This window comes from Mesorhizobium sp. M1428 (genome assembly GCF_040317515.1).
Taxonomy (GTDB): domain Bacteria; phylum Pseudomonadota; class Alphaproteobacteria; order Rhizobiales; family Rhizobiaceae; genus Mesorhizobium.
In genome coordinates this window covers 1-586 of the sequence record NZ_JAMYKT010000076.1, presented here as the reverse complement: position 1 = coordinate 586, position 586 = coordinate 1, and the positions used below count along the sequence as shown (strand labels likewise).

The window sequence follows — 586 nt, the reverse complement described above, 5'->3', positions numbered from 1 at the left end:
CCATCTCGGGGTCATTCTGCCCATGTTGGGCAGGAGGTCGAGGTCCATTACCGTTGGCACCCGTATTTCGGACATCGGCTTCGCTGCGAGAACAGCGAAGAGCGCGCCAACGGCCGGATCATTCATCTCGTCGTCGCGCCCGGGCATGTCATTACCGCTCCGGCCTGGATGATCGATCCCGTGGCTTGCGCGGCGATGGACCTGGGCTCCCCGCGCGTATCGCTTGCCGCGCTGCTTGAGCTTCACAAGCTCTTGATCGAACGCCGTTTCCGGCGAGGCTGTCCGGATGGTTTCACCATCGCGGAGGCGCAACATGAGAACCCTGCCACCACCGACACGATCTCTCGTGGTCGTTCGCCAACTCAGCTTGCCGCTCGACTCGCAGAAGCTGAACGGGCTGAGTTCAGCGCAACGGACCATAGTGATCGCCCGGCTCGCCAACGTATTGATGGCCGCCGCCGGTGTGGCAACGGAGGAGGAGAGCTGCGATGACGAGCGGTAATCTGATTCCGACTGCCGTCCTCAAGCGCAAGGCTGTCGTCTATGTGCGTCAGTCCACTCAGGCGCAGGTCCAGCTCAACCTTGA

General features: G+C 62.1%; 1 protein-coding gene and 1 pseudogene. Both read left to right on the top strand.

Features of this window, described 5'->3' with window-relative positions; all coding sequences use genetic code 11:
• On the top strand, nt 1–492 hold a 492-nt coding region (locus tag NKG60_RS32185; RefSeq protein ID WP_352976699.1), incomplete at its 5' end, for a hypothetical protein.
• Nucleotides 489–586: pseudogene (locus NKG60_RS32380) on the top strand (recombinase family protein); the annotation flags it as partial. The gene NKG60_RS32185 and the pseudogene NKG60_RS32380, both read left to right, overlap by 4 nt.